The sequence below is a fragment of the Aquirufa sp. A-Brett2-15D genome (assembly GCF_054558735.1).
The window spans coordinates 248,360-264,649 of the sequence record NZ_JBSKFT010000003.1 but is presented as its reverse complement, the minus strand read 5'-3'; the positions used below and the strand labels follow the sequence as shown (position 1 = coordinate 264,649).

15 protein-coding genes are annotated in these 16,290 nt (G+C 42.0%); 6 read left to right on the top strand and 9 right to left on the bottom strand.

Annotated features, from left to right (window positions below):
* Position 1: 1 nt before the first annotated feature.
* From ACST14_RS09230 to ACST14_RS09220, 3 genes are all read left to right on the top strand, one after another.
* Positions 2-1,453 carry a DUF1501 domain-containing protein gene (locus ACST14_RS09230; protein WP_459462846.1) on the top strand — a complete coding sequence of 484 codons (1,452 nt, stop codon included), beginning with the start codon at positions 2-4 and terminating at the stop codon, positions 1,451-1,453.
* Entirely contained in the window at positions 1,453-3,552 is a 2,100-nt protein-coding gene (locus ACST14_RS09225; protein ID WP_459462844.1) for a c-type cytochrome domain-containing protein, read from the top strand. The genes ACST14_RS09230 and ACST14_RS09225 overlap by 1 nt, the downstream gene beginning before the upstream one ends.
* Positions 3,553-3,735: 183 nt before the next feature.
* Positions 3,736-5,073: a PhoPQ-activated pathogenicity-related family protein gene (locus ACST14_RS09220; protein ID WP_459462842.1), complete on the top strand. Its 1,338-nt coding sequence runs from the start codon at positions 3,736-3,738 to the stop codon at positions 5,071-5,073.
* 56 nt (positions 5,074-5,129) lie between these two features.
* Here the strand turns inward: ACST14_RS09220 and ACST14_RS09215 are convergent, their stop codons facing one another.
* The 7 genes from ACST14_RS09215 to ACST14_RS09185 form a co-directional block, all read right to left on the bottom strand.
* Complete coding sequence (locus tag ACST14_RS09215) at positions 5,130-5,681, bottom strand: hypothetical protein (RefSeq protein ID WP_459462840.1); 552 nt, start codon at positions 5,679-5,681, stop codon at positions 5,130-5,132.
* Positions 5,682-5,833: 152 nt separating this feature from the next.
* Positions 5,834-6,280 (bottom strand): winged helix-turn-helix transcriptional regulator, encoded by a 447-nt coding sequence (locus ACST14_RS09210; RefSeq protein WP_459462838.1) that lies wholly within the window; start codon positions 6,278-6,280, stop codon positions 5,834-5,836.
* Positions 6,281-6,303: 23 nt separating this feature from the next.
* A complete protein-coding gene (locus ACST14_RS09205) occupies positions 6,304-7,176 on the bottom strand; it encodes a sugar phosphate isomerase/epimerase family protein (RefSeq protein WP_459462836.1) in 873 nt (290 codons plus the stop codon).
* A gap of 64 nt (positions 7,177-7,240) precedes the next feature.
* Complete coding sequence (locus ACST14_RS09200; protein WP_459462834.1) at positions 7,241-7,867, bottom strand: SCO family protein; 627 nt, start codon at positions 7,865-7,867, stop codon at positions 7,241-7,243.
* On the bottom strand, positions 7,845-8,252 hold the full coding sequence (locus ACST14_RS09195; protein ID WP_459462832.1) for a toxin-antitoxin system YwqK family antitoxin: 408 nt from the start codon (positions 8,250-8,252) through the stop codon (positions 7,845-7,847). The genes ACST14_RS09200 and ACST14_RS09195 overlap by 23 nt, the downstream gene beginning before the upstream one ends.
* Positions 8,252-9,019, bottom strand: coding sequence for a YHYH protein (locus ACST14_RS09190; RefSeq protein WP_459462830.1), 768 nt, complete (start codon positions 9,017-9,019; stop codon positions 8,252-8,254). Before ACST14_RS09190 ends, ACST14_RS09195 begins: the two co-directional genes overlap by 1 nt.
* A 118-nt stretch (positions 9,020-9,137) precedes the next feature.
* Positions 9,138-9,428 carry a hypothetical protein gene (locus tag ACST14_RS09185; RefSeq protein ID WP_459462828.1) on the bottom strand — a complete coding sequence of 97 codons (291 nt, stop codon included), beginning with the start codon at positions 9,426-9,428 and terminating at the stop codon, positions 9,138-9,140.
* A gap of 51 nt (positions 9,429-9,479) precedes the next feature.
* Between ACST14_RS09185 and ACST14_RS09180 the strand changes: the two genes are divergently transcribed.
* Positions 9,480-10,610, top strand: a complete 1,131-nt coding sequence (locus ACST14_RS09180) for an alginate lyase family protein (RefSeq protein ID WP_459462826.1) — start codon at positions 9,480-9,482, stop codon at positions 10,608-10,610.
* A 10-nt stretch (positions 10,611-10,620) separates the two neighbouring features.
* On the opposite strand, the gene ACST14_RS09175 is transcribed toward ACST14_RS09180, so the two are convergent.
* Complete coding sequence (locus ACST14_RS09175; RefSeq protein WP_459462824.1) at positions 10,621-11,925, bottom strand: Gfo/Idh/MocA family protein; 1,305 nt, start codon at positions 11,923-11,925, stop codon at positions 10,621-10,623.
* Between the two features lie 144 nt (positions 11,926-12,069).
* Here ACST14_RS09175 and ACST14_RS09170 point away from each other — a divergent pair, with 144 nt between their 5' ends.
* Entirely contained in the window at positions 12,070-15,060 is a 2,991-nt protein-coding gene (locus ACST14_RS09170; RefSeq protein WP_459462822.1) for a PVC-type heme-binding CxxCH protein, read from the top strand.
* Between the two features lie 17 nt (positions 15,061-15,077).
* Here ACST14_RS09170 and ACST14_RS09165 read toward each other — a convergent pair whose 3' ends face one another.
* Positions 15,078-15,704 carry a class I SAM-dependent methyltransferase gene (locus ACST14_RS09165; protein ID WP_459462820.1) on the bottom strand — a complete coding sequence of 209 codons (627 nt, stop codon included), beginning with the start codon at positions 15,702-15,704 and terminating at the stop codon, positions 15,078-15,080.
* Positions 15,705-15,779: 75 nt separating this feature from the next.
* Between ACST14_RS09165 and ACST14_RS09160 the strand changes: the two genes are divergently transcribed.
* Positions 15,780-16,283 (top strand): cupin, encoded by a 504-nt coding sequence (locus tag ACST14_RS09160; protein ID WP_459462818.1) that lies wholly within the window; start codon positions 15,780-15,782, stop codon positions 16,281-16,283.
* Positions 16,284-16,290: the final 7 nt, after the last annotated feature.

The window sequence follows — 16,290 nt, the reverse complement described above, 5'->3', positions numbered from 1 at the left end:
TATGGAAAACGAATTCTTTAAAAATCGACTGAACATTACGCGCCGGCATTTCTTCGGTCAGGCGGCGGCAGGCATAGGCGGATTAGCCCTGGGCTCCTTGCTCGTTCCTGAACTTTTCAAAGGGGATGCTGCGAGCCAGTCCCTGCCTTTAGGTGTTGCGCATTTTGCCCCTAAAGCGAAGCGGGTAATTTATTTATGCCAAAACGGTGCCCCGTCGCAATATGAGAGTTTCGATTACAAGCCTATGCTTAATAAAATGGCAGGGCAGGATTTACCAGATTCAATTCGCGGGACCCAAAGGCTCACCGGGATGACAGCATCTCAGGATAAATTCCCGCTAGTAGGTTCGTATTATAATTTCAAACAACACGGAAAATCGGGGACGTACATCAGTGAAATATTCCCACATATAGGTTCGATTGCAGATGATATTTGTGTGATTCGAACCATGAGTACGGATGCGATTAACCACGATCCCGCCATGACCTTTTTACAAACAGGCGCCCAGGTAGGTAACCGCCCCAGTATGGGTGCGTGGATGTCCTATGGTTTAGGAAGTGAGAACAAAAACTTGCCTGCTTTCTGTGTATTGCTTTCGCGGGGTAGGGGAAATGGACAAGGGGTTTATTCAAAGCTTTGGACAAATGGATTCTTAGATTCTACGCACCAGGGAGTTGTATTCAGCAGTTCTGAAGATCCCATCTTGTATCTAAATGATTCGGATGGCATCGATAAAGCGGGTAGAAGACGTATGCTAGATCAATTGGCTGAATTAAATCACGAGGGATTTGCAGAAAACAAAGACCCGGAAGTGGAGGCCAAAGTGCAGCAATATGAGATGGCTTACCGCATGCAAACGGCCGTTCCGGAATTAACCGATTTATCTAAAGAGCCTGATCACATTATTAAAATGTATGGGCCAGAATGTCTAGTTCCAGGAACCTATGCTGCGAATGTGTTGCTAGCGCGTAAACTATCTGAATCGGGCGTTCGCTTCGTACAGATTTACCACCAAGGTTGGGACTCTCATGGCAATCTGCCACAAGAAATGGCAATGCAAGCGCAAGATGTAGACCGATCTTCAGCAGCGCTGATTACCGATTTGAAACAGCGCGGATTATTAGACGAAACGCTGGTGATTTGGGGAGGAGAATTTGGTCGTACGAATTATTGCCAAGGTAAATATACAGTCGACAATTACGGTCGCGATCACCACCCACGTGCTTACAGTATTTTCATGGCCGGCGGCGGCGTGAAAGCAGGAACCGTTTATGGGGAGACGGATGAGCTGGGATATAACGTCGTGAAAGACCCGGTTCATATCCATGATTTCCATGCGACGGTACAGCATTTGATGGGTATTAACCACGAACAATTAACCTATAAGCACTTAGGACGACGCTACCGATTAACGGATATTGCGGGGAACGTTTTACCAGGATTAATGGCCTAATGGGAAAGGTGGAAAAAATAGGTAATTTGATCTTATGGGGCTTACAAGGCTTCTTGATTTTCCTCTTGATTTTCCAATCGAGTTTTGCCTTACCCCTTACCGGAATCGGTCATTTACACCCTCTAATTTTACATTTACCTATCGGATTCGGGGTGCTTCTTCTTGCCTTATTTAGTATTAAAAAACACCTTCCTTCCTTCGAAATAGTAGCAGAATTTTTACTTTTATTGACTGCGATTTTCTCTACGATGACGGCCATTTTTGGTTTGTTTTTGGCCAAAGAAGGAGGCTATGAAACATCTGCCTTGGATTGGCATCAATGGTCAGGAGTGGCAGTGTCATTTGTGTATTTTACTTGGGTTTTAGCCCGCAGAAATTTCCTCGTGGGAGCCTCGCTGGGCTTCATTGCATTGATCTTCGCGGGACATACCGGGGCGAGCATAACGCATGGGGAAGATTACTTGCGTTTTGGAACAAAGTCGACAGAAATCACTCCCGAAAGTGTCGTTTTCGAAGACATAGTCCAGCCCATTTTAAAGGCTAAATGTGAGTCATGTCACAATGACCAAAAGACAAAAGGCGCACTCAAAATGAATAGCATTGCGAACCTGATGAAGGGTGGAAAACATGGCGCTATTTGGAAGGCGGGCGATGTGCTAAATAGCCATCTGATCCAGCGAATTAAACTCCCGATGAACGCGAAAGAGCACATGCCTCCACTGGGGAAGGCACAATTAAGCCCTGATGAAATTACACTATTGACTTTATGGGTAAAAGAAGGGGCTTCGTTCGAACAGAAATTAGGTCAGTATAGTCTTGATTTTCAAAAGCTAGTTCAACCAGCAGCGTTGACAACGAGTTCGAAAGAATACGATTTCTCTGCCGCTTCCGAATCAGAAATCGCCGCAGTAAATACTCCCTATTGTACCGTTTATCCCATCGCTTATGAATCCCCGGCTTTGCAAGCAGATTTTTATGTGGCGGCAAAATTTGACCCAAAAACACTATCCGATTTATCGCAGGTTAGCGAGCAACTAGTGGGATTGCAATTGTCTAAGATGCCCATTAAAAACGAAGACTTGTCGGTGGTTTCTACCTTCCAAAATTTAGAAAAATTGAACCTTAACTTCACCTCCATCGATGATGCGGGACTCAGTCAATTAGCGAGCTTAAATCAATTAAAAGAATTGTCCATTTCGGGAACAAAATTAGGGCGTTCTGGTATCACAAAACTACTACCGAAGCTTAGCTCACTACGTGAAATTCACGTGTGGAATACCGGACTTTCGGCAACTGATTTAGCCAGTTTACAGAAGCAGTTTCCTAAGATCAAATTCGATGCTGGATACATTCCAAAAGATGAATTACTGCAGATCAATCCTCCTATTTTGGTCAATGAAAATCTCATATTAAAACCTGGCGAAAAGCTCAACTTCAAGCATACGTTACGGGACGTTATTTTCCGCTACACGGTGAATGACTCGATTCCAGACAGCCTTTCTTTACTATTTACGTCAGGTCCGGTGGCAATAAATCAATTTACTAAAGTCCGCATTCTAGCCACTAAACCCGGCTGGCTTGCCAGCAAGCCCATCGACATGCGCGTTTATAAATCAAATTTTATTCCTGCACGCATCGATTTACTCACAAAGCCAGACCCGTCCTATCCCGCTGCGGGTGGCGCGAGCTTACTCGATTTTGTTTTAGGCGCTCGCGAGGTAAAAGGCGTATCCAATTATTCTTGGCTTGGATTTAAAGAAACTGAATTCGATGCTGTCGCCACTTTTGCAAAGCCCACACCCATCCACGGTGTTACGCTATCTTATTTAGAAAGGACAGATTCAGATGTGTTCCCGCCTGTACGTGTAGAGATTTGGGCGGGGGAATCGCCTGATAATTTAAAGTTATTGACTACTGTAAAACCCGTTCAACCCAAAGAAAAAAAGGGTTATTCCCCACGCGGCATCAACATCCCGGTGACTGCTAGTCCAGCAAAATATTATCGAATCAAAGCCGAGCGTTTGAAAAGGCTTCCCGCTTTTGTGGACAACAAAGGCAAGGGCGCTTGGTTACGGGTAGATGAATTATTGTTTTATTAATTGCAGCTTCTAAAGCTGAATGCGTTACGAAAATTCGTCGAATTTATATTTTTGGCATTTTCACGAATTGACACATCTAGTCAATACCTGAAAATCGCTCCTACACGCAAGGCGAAATTTAGACCCCACACACCGCAAGCAATCAATATTTTTTTATATTTACCTAAACTATTTAACGAAAATATGAAAAATCAAGTAGCCGGAATCGTCTTCTTTTTGATTCCATTTTTAGGATTTTCACAAGCGAAAGTCAAACCAGAAAACGCTTTACAAAGCTATTTAACGAATGGCGACGCGACCTACTCCTGGGAAATAAAAGACTCAGCTAGCATGGGAAGCACAAAAGCCTACCAGGTATTACTAAGCTCCCAAAAATGGCGAGGTATAAAATGGACTCACCAGCTCACCATTATCGTCCCTAGTACTATACAATATGACGGAGCCCTGCTTTTCATCGACGGAGGAAGCAACAAAGATGAGCTGCCAAACTGGAGCAAAGACAGTCGTCTTTGGCCTGTCTTAGGTACCATCGCCATCAAAAACAAAGCGGTAGTCACTATCATAAGACAAGTCCCCAATCAACCCTTTTTTGACGGGAAAACCGAAGATGAATTAATCACCTATACCCTAAATGAATTCCGTAAAGACAAAGATTATTCCTGGCCTTTATTGTTCCCCATGGTGAAATCGGCAGTCAAAGGAATGGATGCCATTCAGGAAATTGTGGCCCAAAAGACTCAGCATAAAATCAACAATTTTGTGATTTCGGGAGCCTCCAAACGCGGTTGGACGACTTGGCTTTCAAGTGCAATTGATGACAAGCGCGTGAAGGCAATTGGACCCATGGTGATCGATATGCTGAACATGCCTAAATCACTAAGCTATCAGTTTGAGACCTATGGCGAATACAGTGATCAGATCGAGGATTACGTTAAAATTGGCATCCCGCAAAGCACGGATTCCCCGGACGGTAAAGCCATCACGGCGATGATCGATCCTTATTCGTATCGCACAAAGCTTAACGTGCCTAAGATGATTTTTGTGGCGACAAACGATCCGTATTGGACGGCGGATGCCATTAAACATTATTTTGACCAAATCCCCGGAAAAAACTTAATCCATTACGTACCTAATGCAGGCCACGATTTAGGGGGAGGCAAGCAGGCGCTGGAAGGATTGAGTGCCTTCTTTGGCCTAACTTTACAAAACAAAGAGTATCCTGTAAGCACCTGGAATGTAGTAAAAGGGAAAGAAGGTTTTGAATTAACCGTGCAGGCAAAACCGGAGGAATTAGTGGAAGCCGCGATTTGGGCGACTACCTCTGCAGACCGAGATTTCCGCAATAATTTATGGCTAACGCGTCGCGTGAAATTAGAAGGATCCACGGCAAAATATACCATCCCCTATGTGAAAAAAGGCTACCAGGCCTTCTACATGGATTTGAAATACAAAGATCCAAGCGGCGGAACTTATACCGTAAGTACCCGCATATTTACGACGGATACAACGAATGTATTATAAAAAAGGGGGGCAATGAAAGCCCCCCTTTTTAAATCATACCCTAAACAAAATAAAATTTATTTCTTTTGTGAAGCTGCAACTTCAGCGTATAAAACTGTTGGGTCAAAATAGCGATATTCAGTAACGATTTTATCCCCTTCCCAAATAAAGGCAAGGTGCAATGGTGCCGAAATAGAGGCATTTGTAAACTTTCCTTTGCCCGTCCACATACACCAAACTCCGGTATGAACTCTTCCATCAGCAAAAACGAAAGTCTTAATGTTATCCGTCGTTACCTTAATATCCGTGAAAAAATCATGGTTCATGCGCTCATTAGCTGCAAAACCTGCACGTCCACCAGGATTTGGCTTCGTCTTTCCATTTTCCTGGTTAGCAGCCATTTGATCATAAATCTTAACCGTATCCACATAGATTTCATAAATCTTTGTTGAATCATTTTTCATGTAGGCTTCCAAGGCCTCCCTTACTTTTTGAGATTTTTCATTTTGTGAAGAAAATGTTCCCGTATCTGGATCAGAAGATGATGCGGCATCAGCCTTTTTTGTTTCTGGTGATGTACAAGCAAACATCGTTGCCATGACCATCAGGGGTAGTAGTAATTTTTTCATAATAAATAGTAAATTTAGAATAGTTAGTTTGCCAAATATAAGTATCATTTTGACACTAAAAACAAATTCTATATTATTTTACTAAAATTAATGTAACAAAAAAGCCCCCGGTAGAATTACCGAGGGCTCTGCATTTTATGGTTTCTAAAAAATTAAAGAACTAGATTTTCTTTAAAGCTTTTATATCTCCCGATCATCTCCTGTATATAATTCTCTTTATCATTTTTCATTCTTGTTTTTACAATCCCCGTATAGGTGTCCCCTAAATGATCATAAAAGAAATCAGTCGTAAAAATGGCCATTTCTACCATGATGGGAAAAGTTTCCATTCCTTTTTCTTCAAGTAAATAATGAATATTCTTCTTGTTTAATACCCCCTTCGTTCTGCTGACAAACCCGGTTGACTCTAATTTTTTAAGTCGATTGGAAAGCATTTTGCTAGGCATTAACTCAGGAGCAACTTTGAATTCATTAAAGGTGTTCTTATGGAAGAATATCATGTCTCTCAATATCAATAGCGACCATTTATCGCCTAATACATCAAGTCCGGTTGCTATAGGGCATAATGATCGAAACATATCCTTGTTGTTCTTTTTCATATTGGTGCGAAAAATTAGAATTGTTAGTTAAATCCGATTTTTGCCAAACCCTTATGGCTAATCACAATCGCCTCTAATGCTGTCTCGTTAAAACATGCATCTTGCTCCACAAAATAGTACTGCATTCCTGACAGCTTTTTGTTATCTAAAACGCGCTTGAAATCAATTTTGCCATTACCTACAGGTGCGAAACGACCTTGATCATCCATATCTTTTACATGCCAAATCTTAAACCGGCCTGGATAGCGTTTGAAATAAGCCACTGGATCTGCGCCAGCTTTAGTTACCCAATATAAATCCATTTGGAAATTAACATACTTAGGATTGCAATTCTCTAATAAATAATCAATCACAACGGTCCCGTCTGCGTCTTTCACGAATTCGAAATCATGGTTGTGATACAATAATTGTAAACCAGCAGCAGCACATTTTTCGCCTAATTTATCAAGGATTTGAGCTAAGTTTTTAGCCCCTCCTTTCATGGTCATTTTTGCCCCATCGTGTCCAAATAAGCCCATAGGAGGTACTGGAATCACAAAATATTGGAAGCCGGCAGCCTTCAAATCGGCAATTTGCTGATCGATATTTTCAAACGTAACCGTTCCCTGGTGAGACGAAATAGGCGTTAATTTCATCTCATTTAACAAGGATTTGAAATCCGCTGGAGATAAATTATAGAACTTGCCGTTTTCGTAACCCGCTGACTCCACGTTTACATAACCTGCTTGAGCTACTTTTTCTAGCGTCGCGCGCGCATCTTTCATCGCATCACGCACTGTATATAAGGCTAAACCGCCAAAAGGCTTTTCCGCCCGAACATCTTTATCTGAAGGTTTAAAGGAAACTAACGACAACGCCATAACGACGCCTATCGCTAAAATAGAGTTAATTTTCATGGTAACAGTATTATAATTTTTGTTGAAAGTCGAATTTAATGTATTTTTTCGATAAAATAAGCCTCTATTCCTGTAAAAGCAATTTCATATCTTCGATGCATTGGTCTGCATCCAGGGGAATTGTCCCGTTATAGATACCGCGAATGCGGCCTTTTTGATCCACAAGCACGATATGCTCCGTGTGTAAAAACTCATTTGTGTCCTTATTGTAGCCTATAGACTCTTCCGCAAAAAAGGACTGACGGGCGAGAGTGTAAATGGATGCTTTAGGACCTGTTAATAAAGACCAATTCGAAGAGGCGATTTGGAATTTATCTGCAAATTTATGCAAGGTTTTAACGTCATCCAGCCAAGGCGTAACGGTAAACGAAACAAGCGCTACTTTTGAATTCGTATGGAACGCTTTTTCGATGCGATTCATTTGGGAGGTCATATCTGGACAAATATTACTGCAGCGGGTAAAGATGAAATTCGCGACATAAATTTTTCCTATAAGGGATTTACTATCGAATAAAGTGCTGTCCTGATTATAGAAAGTAAAAGGCTTAATTCGGTGCGTAATTTTCGAAGCCGCCTCCGCCTCGCTTATAAAATAGGGGGTAAAATCGGGGGTATTATAGTAGGGGATTTTAGAAACGGGGGCTTCTGTACAGGCAATCAAGAAAAGATTAATAAGCCAGTAATTTCTCATTACTATTTTTGCAGTTTTTAGTGCCTAATAAGCCGTAACGGCGGCCTTGAATGATGACAAAGTTAGAACGAATTTTTCCGTTTGCGTGCCACATTTTTTGGACGCCCTCTTCCTGTCCATTTTTGTAATGAGCTAGGTGAAATAATTGTCCATTCTCCGCCCATTCTTTTAGTTCGCCTTCGTAGGTATCATTTGCGGCGGTATATTCAAAACGCTTCTTTCCATTTTCCCAAAAAGCCGTTTGCAAGCCTTGCCTCACCCCGTTTTGGACATATCGGATTTCCATAATTTTTCCGGAGGGGAAATACTTCCTTTCGACTACTTCGTCCGCTGATTCGCGCGGCGAGCAACTCCATAAAAACAAAAAGATTAAAGCGTATTTCATTATTGTGATACCGATCCAGGTGTACCATAATAGCCGTTCCCATTTAAATAAGGCGCCTCAGTCGTGAAATGGTAATGGTAAATTCCATTTGGATAATCAACGGTAACATGCGTATGACCATGATAGATATCTAAATCAGCATTCGTTACCGCGGCGCCAGTTTCTTCTAATGGGCCGTAGATAGGGAAGCCATCTAATAAGAATCCCATCAGTCCGGACTTAGTTGATTTCACTGTCGTCAGGTGTAAAGGCTCCACATGGTAGTGATATACGCCGGTTTGTTGTGGATGCCCATAAAACTGATCAAAACCACCCATTTCTCCCTTTAATTCTTGGTTATTAGGCCCCGCATATTGATTAAAAAAAGGAATACCATTCAAGGCGACTCCTATGGCGCCTAAAGGGGTGGCACGGTGATTAGGGTCTACCTTAGGATTAACGGGTATTTTAAAGGTGCCAGATTGCTCGACAATGGAATTAGGGTTTTTGGCAAAATTCAAACCACCATAAGTCGTACCTGAAAATGCTTGATACAATGCGTTCGTGGTAGCATAATAGGCACTTTTATGATCCGGCAAACCCTTCGTTTTGATGGTGATATAGGTGCCGTCATTTGTGACACTGGTAGCTCCGTAAATTTTCTTATAAACGGCAGGGACTTCTACCGTAGCAGGTGTGGGCGTGGGTGTGATGGGCGTCACCGAATCAGTCTTAGAACACGAAACGATTAGGGCACACACTACCGCAATTATTATTCGATTTAGCATATAAAAACGTCTTTAAAATTTGATGACACAATTTTAAAAAATCCTATACAAAAATTTACAGGAAGTAGACGAAACAATAGGATTTAGCTGACGTATAAGGTTGATAATAAGGATATAACTAGTTAAAGAAATGCGCCACTAAACTCTCCCATTCTTCCTCTAATGTATGTGACGGACGCACTTTCTTCGCTTTAGCATACCAATAATCTGCATTCCAACTATCCCCTTCCTTGCGGTGCAAATAAGCATGCACCCAAGCAGCATCTGCACCAGATAATCCGTCCACAAGATCGTGTGCTTGTTTCCAGTCGCCTTTAGCGTCATACCAAAGACTTTTTAGTATAGGAGAGAACGCCGGATCGGGGGCATCCAAGGCAAAAGATTCTCTGAATGATTTACTACTTTTCATAACGTAAATATGAATAGAAAATAGTTATTTCACGGTATAGAAACCCATAAAATGAAAAGCGCGATTACCCTACTTTTTCTCTGCATATCTATTCAATTAAGTGCACAAACCACTTTATTTGAAAAAGTAGAACGCTTATTAAAGACTCAAATCATCGCTGAGGCGAATAAAAACTTAACAGAAAAGCCCATTACGGTAACCCGTTTTAAGAGTAAAAGATCTGCCGGCGGAAAACATGATTTTTTCTCTGAAGGAGATTATTGGTGGCCTGACCCTGCAAATCCCTTTGGCCCCTACATTCAAAAAGATGGCCTAACTAATCCAAATAATTTTACTGCACATCGAAAAGCTATGATTCGCTTTAGTCAGATCGTCGCGAATCAAACTTCCGCCTATCTAATCACAGGACGTCCTAAACACGCTAAGCAAGCTATTAAACACATTAAAGCTTGGTTCGTAGATACGACGACGATGATGAATCCGCATTTACTATATGCGCAGGCAATTAAGGGAAAAGTGACGGGACGAGGGATTGGAATTATTGATATGATACAACTGATAGAGGTGGCTAAAAGTATTGAGATTTTGGAAAAACGCCAACAGATTAACGAAGCTGATCGACTGCAAATTCATGCCTGGTTTACAAATTACTTACGTTGGGTAAACACGCATCCATACGGAATAGAGGAGCGGGAGGCTAAGAATAATCATGGTACTTGCTGGATCATGCAGGTGAGCGCTTTTGCTCAATTAGTGAACGACACTCAACTCTTAGATTACTGTAAAGAACGTTTTTTAACCATCATTTTACCTAATCAAATGGATGAGCGTGGAGCTTTTCCGCTGGAACTAAAACGAACAAAGCCCTATGGTTATTCCCTATTTAACCTGGATGCTGTTATGACAATCGCACATGTGTACAAGGTCAAAAACCCCGCCCTAAAAAAAGGAATTGACTTTTTATATCCTTATGTAAAGGACAAAAAAAACTGGCCCTTCCCGCAAGATGTGATGTACTGGGAGGAGTGGCCTGTTGCGGCGCCCTTTTTATTGTTTGGGTATCAAGATTACGCTGAAACTAGTTGGTATGAAACCTGGGAAAAACTTCCTCATTTCCCAGAAAATGAAGAGGTGATTCGAAACCTGCCTATAAGGAATCCGTTGATTTGGTTAGTGGATTAGTTTCCGTAGATTACCACGATTTATTCAATTTTCTACCAAGCAACGCATTCGCGTCAGCATCATTGAACTTTTCCGTTTTTGGGTTCCAAGCCAATGATTTTTTCGTCTCATAGGCAATGTTTCCGATGTTACAAACAGAGGCTGTTCTGTGACCGATCTCCACATCACACACAGGTCGTGTGCGATTGCGCATCGCTGTTAAAAAGTCCATGTAATGATTTGTGCTTTCGTAAACGTGCTTTTCATTAGGGCCTATGATACGATCTTTCAAGGCCGCATTAGATGTTTCTAACTTCTTGCGTTGCACACGTAATGTACCCTCGGTTCCTACAAACTCGATGGCATTATTCCACTCCCAAGGCTGGTGTGTCATCGTAATTCCGTTCGCGTAGGTATAGGTCAAAAATTCATTTCCATTGGTATTAGGTGCGTCCACACGAACAGGTCCGCTTCCGTCCATATCAAGTGACCATTGAACAATATCAAACATGTGAGCGCCCCAATCCGTCATACCACCACCGCCAAATTCTTTGTATTTTCTCCAATTAGGAAACACGTCTTTTGAAATGGGGGGAGCTAATTCGGAATTAAAGGAAACCGCATCGTTAGGTCCTAGCCACTTCGTAAAATCCAATCCAGATGGCAATTCTTCAGCGCTTAAATCATAGGCTATGGGTGGGGGACCTACATTCACTTTAATCGATTTCACTTCGCCTATATAGCCATTGCGTATTAATTCCGCTGTTTGTCTAAACTCGGGCCAAGAGCGCTGCATGGATCCAGTTTGAAAAACACGCTTATATTTTCGTGTCGCATCTACCATCGCACGACCCTCTTTAACGGTCAACGAAAGCGGTTTTTCACAATAAATATCTTTGCCGACAGCAGCAGCTAGAACTGCCATAGATGCATGCCAGTGATCTGGGCTAGCAATCACAACCGCGTCAATGTTCTTCAATGCTAACAACTCTCTAAAGTCTTGATATTGGGGTATTTCGGTATAAGTCCCCAGCGAAGATGATTTCGAATAAATTTCTTTTACCCGATATGAAAACAGGTTAGCCTTTGCTTGGTACACCTCTGATGCAGCGGCTATGCGAACCTCGCCTGTGCTCAAAAACGAATTAGATAATCCCCTTCCCTGCTTTCCTGTACCAATAAAACCTAAATTTATGAGATCACTAGGTGCTATGTAAGGAGATCCATCAGGCCGAATCCCTCCCAAAACATGCCGAGGAACAATGAAAAAAGAGCCAATGGCAAGACTTGATTTAGTCAAAAAATCACGTCTCTTAATCGAGTTTGAACTTTTCATAATTTACATTTTTAGGTAGAGGAATTTAAAATCAATTCGCTGTAACACGCTGAGGCTAAGCTAATAAATTTTAATGAGGTAGCAAGGTGTCGAATTGAAGTTTCAATAGATTTTTAGTAATTTTCAAATGCTAAAATTTCCAAAATGAAAAAATTAATTCTGGGTATTAGTTTGCTCTTTTTAGGTTGCCAAGAAAAACCGCGACCTAATCTCGCCAACACGCCTGAATTACAAAAAGCATTGCAATCCATTCAGATGCTGGACGGATTTGAAGTGGAGCTTGTCGCAGCAGAGCCTCTGGTGGAAGATCCCGTGGCCATGGAAATCGACGAAGATGGCAATTGGTACGTAGCAGAAATGCCAGGATATCCCTTAGACCTCAGCAAAAAGGGACAAATACGAAAACTAGTAGATACAAATGACGATGGCTATCCGGATAAAAGCATCGTCTTTGCGGACGGGCTTACGCTTCCCATGGGCGTCATGCGCTGGAAAAAAGGAATCCTTGTAGCCGACTCCCCTAATATCCTCTATTTCGAGGATACAGATGGGGATCAAAAGGCAGATAAAAGAGAGGTCGTACTGACCGGGTTTTCTTTATCAAATCCACAACACAACATGAATACCCCGAAATTCGGGATAGATAACTGGATTTACTTGGGGCATTCGGGTGCTATCAACTCCTTTACGTATGAAGATATTTTCGGGGATAAAGGGAAAGAAATCACGTTCCCGAATAAGCCCAATGCTGCATTTTTACCTAAAAATGGAAACGGAAGAAACGTTCGGTTTAAGCCCGATTCCTATCAAGTCGAGTCGCTTTCTGGGGAAACACAATATGGGCACACAACAGATCCGTGGGGCCGCCGCTTTTACACCGATAATGCAAATCATTTATTCCATGAAGTTATTGATGCGCGCTATGTAAATGCAAACAAGAACCTGGTCATAGCGGATGCGATGGAAAAAATACCGGATCACGGAAATGCCTGTGAAATCTATCCGATTTCAGAAAATCCGAATCATCAATTGTTAACGGATGTAGGCGTGGTTACCTCCAGTTGTGGAATCACGTGGTATGATGGTGGGGCTTTTGGCAAAGACTATAATCAAGTTGCTTTCGTGGGAGAGCCAGTGCATAATTTGGTTCATGCAGATATCATCGAATCCCATGGGGCTACGTTTAAAGGGAAACGCTTGGTAGAGAAAAAGGAATTTTTGGCCTCAAAAGACCCCTGGTTTAGACCCGTTAATTTTTACGTAGGACCAGACGGAGCTATGTATGTCGTGGATTATTACCGCCAATTAGTGGAGCATCCGGAGTGGATGTCGGAGGAGGTAAATAAAAGTGGCGCCTTGTATAATGGCTCGACAAAAGGCCGTATTTACCGCATCACGAAAAAAGGTGCGGGCCCGATGGATTGGATGAAATCGGTGAAGTTATCTGCTGCATCTTCCGCAGAGCTTGTGAAATTATTAACGCATGAAAACGGCTGGTACCGTCGGACTGCGCAGCGTTTATTGTTTGACCGGAAAGACAAATCCGCGACGCCTTTGTTAAAAGAATTAATAGCAGATGATAAAGCTTTGGGCGGTGTTCAGGCGCTTTGGTTATTGCATGATTCAGGTAATTTAGATGCCAAAGACCTTGCCAATGCCTTAGGTTCTTCCACAGAGGGCATTCGCGAAAATGCTCTACAAGTGGCCGACCGGATGATCGACAAACCTGGATTTGCTAACAATCCTACCTTGCAAAAGCAACTCGTCGGTTTATCAGACGACCCATCTGCCCGCGTTCGATTCCAATGGTTATGTTCGTCGAGCTTTTTACATTTACCTAATTCCGCCGCTTTGCGCGCTAAAATTTTAGCCAAAGATATAGAAGACCCTTGGGCGGGAATTGCAGCGATTGCCTCCTCCCAGGATAGCGAATTGGAATTGCTAAAATCCTCCATTCGCACGTTAGGTGGAAACCCTTCTAAAGGCAAATCCACCTTTTTCAGTTACCTCGCAGCGACCCTAGTTAAGAAAGGAGATACTGCCTTCTTAACTTTAGCCATTGATGAAAATCCTTCGAATGACTGGTGGCAAGCCGCTATTTGGTATGGCGTTGCGACACTCATCAAAGAAGCAGGAGTGCCGTTCCCGCTAGAAGAAAAACAAAAAGAGGCGCTGTTAGCATCGTTCATGCAGACAAACCAGCCTGAGCTTCGCCCCTCTATTCTTTCGCTATTCAAATCTCTCGGGCTTCCTAAAAACACGACCCAATTCGCGCTCGTGGAGCAGCGATTTAGCCAATCTAAAGATGCCCCATTTCAGCGAGATGCCTTGTCGCTGTTAGCCTTGCGAGGAGACGCAAAAACGCAAGCCACATTAATCCAATACCTCTCTTCGAAAAGCCCCGTTCACTTGCAATTAGGCGCCATCGAATCCTTACCAAATACCCTAGCTAAGACCGATTTACAAAAGATAAATACCTATTATCCGTCGTTATCAAAACAGGTAAAAAAAGCTTGGATTGCGTATTTACTGGAGCATGAAAATCAAGTGACCACCTTACTCCAAGAGGTAAAGAAAAACAATATCAAACGCTCCGATTTAGAGTGGCCACAAATTGTAGGGCTCATGAATTATTACGATACGGGGATTAGAGGTTTAGCGCGTTCGGTATTAGCGATTGCAGAGGATCGAAAGGCCATCTTACAAAATTACCTACCCGCTGCAGATATGGCAGGGAATGTACAGGCAGGCGAAAAAATCTTTGAGTCAAATTGTACTTCGTGCCATGCGATTAAAAATCTGAAGGGAGTAGATTTTGGGCCAAATTTAAACACCTTGAAAAGTAGAAATGCGCTATCGATTATAACTGAAATTATAAATCCGAATAATTCGATTGCCGACAAATATGGCCAATGGGAATTGGGGTTAAAGAATGGCACGCGACTCACAGGTATTATTACTTCTGAAAACGATCAAACGATCGCGTTAAAGTTGATGGGAGGAAGTGTTCAAAACATATCGAAATCGAGTATCAAATCAAGAAAAGATCTGCGCCTATCTGCCATGCCCAATGGCTTAGAGGCGAACATTAATGTAAAATCCATGGCTGATTTGTTGGCGTATATTAAAAAATAACCCCTAAGATCCCTTGATTATGCTTCGTTTTCTGCCCTCATAAAGCTGCAAAAAACAAAGTTTTGAACGGCTCCTGATGGGGTAATATGATCTTCTCTTTTGCACGCTAAATTTTGAAACCCGCTTGTTTCGAATTTTTCTTTCATCCCCATTTCATCGTATTGCTTTATCTCTAATCCGCTGCATTTGAAGGGGCCGTCTACTGAAAAAGTCCCTACTATGACAAGCCCGTCGACTGATTTTTTGACAATTTGGAGGTACTTTTCGATTTGAGTTGTATCGGTTTGAAAATGAAACGCTGCCCTGTCGTGCCATACGTCATACTTTTCTTTTGGACTAAAATCTAAAATATCACAGACAATCCACTTTACTTTGTTTGCATCCTTCCCTAATCTTTCTTGCGCACGAAGAATGGCGGATTCTGATATGTCCAAAACCGAAACATTCGAATAGCCTTCTGCTAACAAAAAATCAACTAGCTTGCTGTCGCCGCCGCCTATATCAATAATTTTAGCGGTTTTAGGAATAGAAAACTTATGAATAAACTCTAATGAAACCGCTGGCACTTCTTGAGTCCAACTCACCTCATTAGGTTGCTTCGTTTGATATATTGTATCCCAATGTTCTTTTATATTAGTATTCATGAAACAAATTTATCTAGTTACTCTGTTTTTATTTGTGACAAATGTCACTGTAGAAGGAGGGCTAAAACCAAAGCTATGAACAAAATTGATATCCAAACGTATTACTTCGAGAATGATGGAGATATTCCTAACAACAAACTCCCTGTCTTAATTTACAAAAATGCGCTAAAATACATCGCCCCGCAAGATTTTGAATATTGTTTTAGCCAAAATGGCTGGACAAATAATTGGCACGATATTATTTTACCAACTGATCATTTTCATAGCAATACGCATGAAGTTTTGGGGCTAAAAAGTGGGCAAGCGCACTTAAAGCTAGGCGGGAAGAATGGTGAAATTATCCACGTTGAAACGGGAGATGTGATTATCCTTCCAGCTGGCGTTGGGCATTATTCGATGGACAATTCCGTGGATTATCAATTTGTGGGAGGCTACCCGAATGGAGCGGATTGGAACCTAAAGTTTAGTTTGAAAAAGGAAGACAGTAATTCCATTTTGGAAGAAATATCCCATATCCCTATTCCAGAAAAAGACCCCATTTGGGGCATCGATGGGCCGCTTTTAAAGTTTTGGAAATAATAAATTA